We start from the raw sequence: 3447 nt of genomic DNA, 5'->3' as shown, positions 1-3447 counted from the left end.
GGGGGGCAGCCCCGGGGCGCGGACGCCGGCGCCGGCGCCGGCACGGACGCCCGGCCCGGCGGGATCGGCGGCGGCCAGGAGGCGGGCGCGCCGGCCGGCTCCGGCGGTGCCGGGGCATCGGCCGGTGCCGGGGCGTCGGCCGGTGCCGGCGTCGCGGCCGGCGCGGGCCGGCAGAGCTCGGCGACGATCGACCTCCAGACGTCCACCGGCGAGACCAGGAGCGGCGTCTACCGGGTGCCGGAGGGCAGCGTGTTCGACGTGACGGACATCGTCGTCGCCAACTTCCAGGGTGACGAGGGGCTGCTGACCATCACCTTCGGCGACCGCAAGGTGACCACGATCGCGCTGGAGACCTTCCGCAACCAGGACTATCACTGGGTGACCCCTATCAAGATCCCTGAGAACGACACCGTGACCGTCGAGGTGACCTGCGCGAGGCCGGGCACACCGGCGACCGGCCGGCAGGCGGCGGGATGCCACGAGGTCCTGAACGTGAGCGGCGTGCTCAGCGGTACCAACCAGTAACTCACGCCGCACACGTGCGAACATTGTCGATCGCTGTAGGCGCCACTGAAAGCGTTGGATCTTGTTCCGACCGGAAATCGATAACGCGGGACCGAAAACGAGCGACCTGAGATGACTCGTGTTACTGCCGTGAGAACGCCATGTGTACGGCCCGGAGCACCCGGGGCCGTACCGCCGTCTTCGAGGGACCGTCGGATGCCGTCGGGATCGCGCCGCCGGTCTCCGGCGGGCGACGAGCCACCCCCCGCGGCCCCGGTCGCCCCCGGGTGTCCCGGCGCCCTCGTCAGGACGCGGCGGGCCGCCGGGACCGGGTGCCGAAGACCCAGGCGCGGAAGAGCAGGAACCGCAGCAGCGTCGCGGCCAGGTTGGCGGAGATCAGAACGGCGAGCTCGACCCGGGCCCCGGCGGACGGCACCGCGTGGTGCAGCACGGCGAGCGAGCCGCTGGTGAGCGTCAGGCCGAGCAGGAAGACCACCAGGCCCCGCGCCTGGTGGCGCAGCACACCGCCGGGACCGCGGATGCCGAAGGTGAGGCGGCGGTTGGCGGCCGTGTTGCCGATGGCGCAGATCAGCAGCGCGAGCGCGTTGGCGGCCTGGGCCCCCACCACCGGGCGCATCAGCGTGTAGAGCAGCAGGTGCGCGAGGGTGCTCACCGCGCCCACGGCGGCGAACCGCACGAGCTGCATGACCAGCCCGCCGGACGGCTCACCGGCGTCGCCGCGCCGCAGCTCGGCCGGGGGCAGGGTGCCGCGCGCCAGGGCCGAGCCGATCCGGGCGATGCCGCGCAGGTCGGCCAGGGCCGTGGCGACGATGTCGACCCGGCTGTCGGGGTCGTCCACCCAGTCGACCGGCACCTCGTGGATGCGCAGGCCCGCCCGCTCGGCGATGACCAGCATCTCGGTGTCGAAGAACCAGCCCGAGTCCTCCACGAGGGGCAGCAGCCGCTCGGCCACGTCCCGCCGTACCGCCTTGAAACCGCACTGCGCGTCGGAGAAGCCCACGTTGAGGGTGGAGCGCAGCAGGGCGTTGTAGCAGCGGGAGGTGATCTCCCGTCTGGGGCCGCGCACCACACGGGCGCCCGGGGCCAGGCGGGTGCCGATGGCCATGTCGGAGTGCCCGGATATCAGCGGGGCGACGAGCGGGAGCAGCGCGGCCAGTTCGGTGGACAGGTCGACGTCGACGTACGCGAGCACCGGGGCGGACGAACGCGACCAGGCGGCGCGCAGGGCCCGGCCGCGCCCCTTCTCGTCCAGCCGCAGCCCCTCCACCTCGGGCAGTTCACCGGCCAGCCGGAGGGCGATCTCCGGGGTGCGGTCGGTGCTGGCGTTGTCGGCGATGGTGATGCGGAACGGGTAGGGGAAGGTCTCGCTGAGGTGGGCGCGCAGCCGCCGGACGCTCGGCTCCAGGTCCGTCTCCTCGTTGTACACGGGGACGACGACGTCCAGGACGGGGTCCGGGTGGTCGGTCGGGACCGGCGTGCGGCGCGGCAGCGGGTCTACGTCCTTCAAGGCGGCGGTCCCTTGTCTTCTCACTGGCTGTCCTTGTCCTCTCGGCGCTTCGGCGCAGGGTACGAAGGTACGCGGCCGACGGCCCCGGTGGGACGGCCGGTTCCGGCTCGTCCCGCGCGCACCGGCGCCGCGGGCCCGCCGCCCCGCCCCGCCGCCCGTGCTCCCGGCCGCGCCGGCGGGGACGTCCGGACTCCCTCCGAGGGCCTCCGGTCTCCGCCCGGGAGCACCGGAATGTAAGGCGAGTCATCGGTTTATTAGGCCCCGGCAAATCATTTCATTACCTTGATCCTTCACCCGTTCGCCGCGCATCCGGCGGAATGAGGTGCCGTTAGTTTGGATATGACCAAGGCAACCAGGGACGGGATTTTCGGCCTGTTGGCGAGTCAGCAGCGAGGGGGCAGGGCGGCAAGACATGCGGTGACGCTGGGCCCTTACACGTACATTCCCGCCCCTGCGCACTGCTCGACGAGCGTCAGTGGAACACTCACCAAGGACGGCCCTCCGGTCACACTCCGGACCACCGAGCCGATTCTCCGTCATTTCCTGGATGTCATGGCCGAACTGGAAGCCGACCTCGCCCGGCGATGGATCGGTTCGCAGGGCGCGTCCGGTTTCACCACGGCGAAATAACAGAAATTCGCTATGCATACGCAGGGCCACGGCACCGGCCGCCATCGAGGTCCGGCCGAAGATTTTCCCCGACCCCTGGTGGTGCCGGACCACGGCTGGGATCCCGCCGAGGAGCTGGCGTTCATGCTCCAGGAGGCGCTGGCGGAGGAAGCCTCGCCCGGCCGCCCGGTGGACGCCTCGGTCACCGCTCCCGCCCCCGGCACACCGCTCGGGAACCTCCAGGAGATCACGGCGGAACTGCCACCGCTGCGCGATTCCCCCAAGGGCCACCGCAAGCCCCGGGAACGCGGCCGCCGGAACGTGTTCCGCGCGGTCAGCCGGATGCTCGCCGCACTGGCGGCGGTCATCGCGTGCGGCGTGAGCAGCTTCGGCGCGCTCGCCGTCTACGAACCGCTGCGCCTGTCCGTGGTGGACACCCACCACGGCATCGTCGCCCTGTGGCCCGTGCTGGTGTACGGCCCCTGGCTGGTCGCCTCGCTGTCCGTGCTGCGCGCCGCGCTGCACCGGCGCCGGGCGGTGCACGCCTGGTGCGTGATCCTCTTCTTCTCGTCCGCGGCGATGCTCCTCTGCGTCGCGCAGGCACCGAGGACGGTCGTCGACACGGTGACGGCGGCGCTGCCGGGTCTGGCGGCACTGGCGTGCTTTCAGCAGTTGGTGCGGCAGATCACCCTGACCCGTCCGCCCCGGCGCACGCTGCCCCGCCACCGCTCGCGGCCCGCCGCCTCCCCGGCCGCCGCGGCCGGGCCGGGCCGGGCCGGGGAGCAGGCGGCCGGCCCGGACGCCCG

The 3447-nt window shown here is 72.7% G+C and carries 3 protein-coding genes and 1 pseudogene; 3 read left to right on the top strand and 1 reads right to left on the bottom strand.

Going from position 1 to position 3447, the window contains the following annotated elements:
- Window positions 1-525, top strand: a pseudogene (locus ACFF45_RS35135) (hydrolytic protein); the annotation flags it as partial.
- A gap of 283 nt (window positions 526-808) precedes the next feature.
- Here ACFF45_RS35135 and ACFF45_RS35130 read toward each other — a convergent pair.
- Window positions 809-2032: a bifunctional glycosyltransferase family 2/GtrA family protein gene (locus ACFF45_RS35130; RefSeq protein WP_381351087.1), complete on the bottom strand. Its 1224-nt coding sequence runs from the start codon at window positions 2030-2032 to the stop codon at window positions 809-811.
- Window positions 2033-2371: 339 nt separating this feature from the next.
- Here ACFF45_RS35130 and ACFF45_RS35125 point away from each other — a divergent pair, with 339 nt between their 5' ends.
- Both ACFF45_RS35125 and ACFF45_RS35120 read left to right on the top strand, forming a co-directional pair.
- The gene (locus tag ACFF45_RS35125; RefSeq protein ID WP_381351086.1) at window positions 2372-2662 is read left to right on the top strand and encodes a hypothetical protein; all 291 of its coding nucleotides are present in this window, start codon (window positions 2372-2374) and stop codon (window positions 2660-2662) included.
- Between the two features lie 12 nt (window positions 2663-2674).
- Window positions 2675-3447, top strand: a 773-nt coding sequence (locus tag ACFF45_RS35120; RefSeq protein WP_381351085.1) for a hypothetical protein, incomplete at its 3' end; no start/stop codon positions are given.

This window comes from Streptomyces cinereospinus (assembly GCF_042430725.1).
Taxonomy (GTDB): Bacteria; Actinomycetota; Actinomycetes; order Streptomycetales; family Streptomycetaceae; genus Streptomyces; species Streptomyces cinereospinus.
Note: the sequence above shows the minus strand (reverse complement) of the source record. Positions and strands in the feature narration are given on the sequence as shown.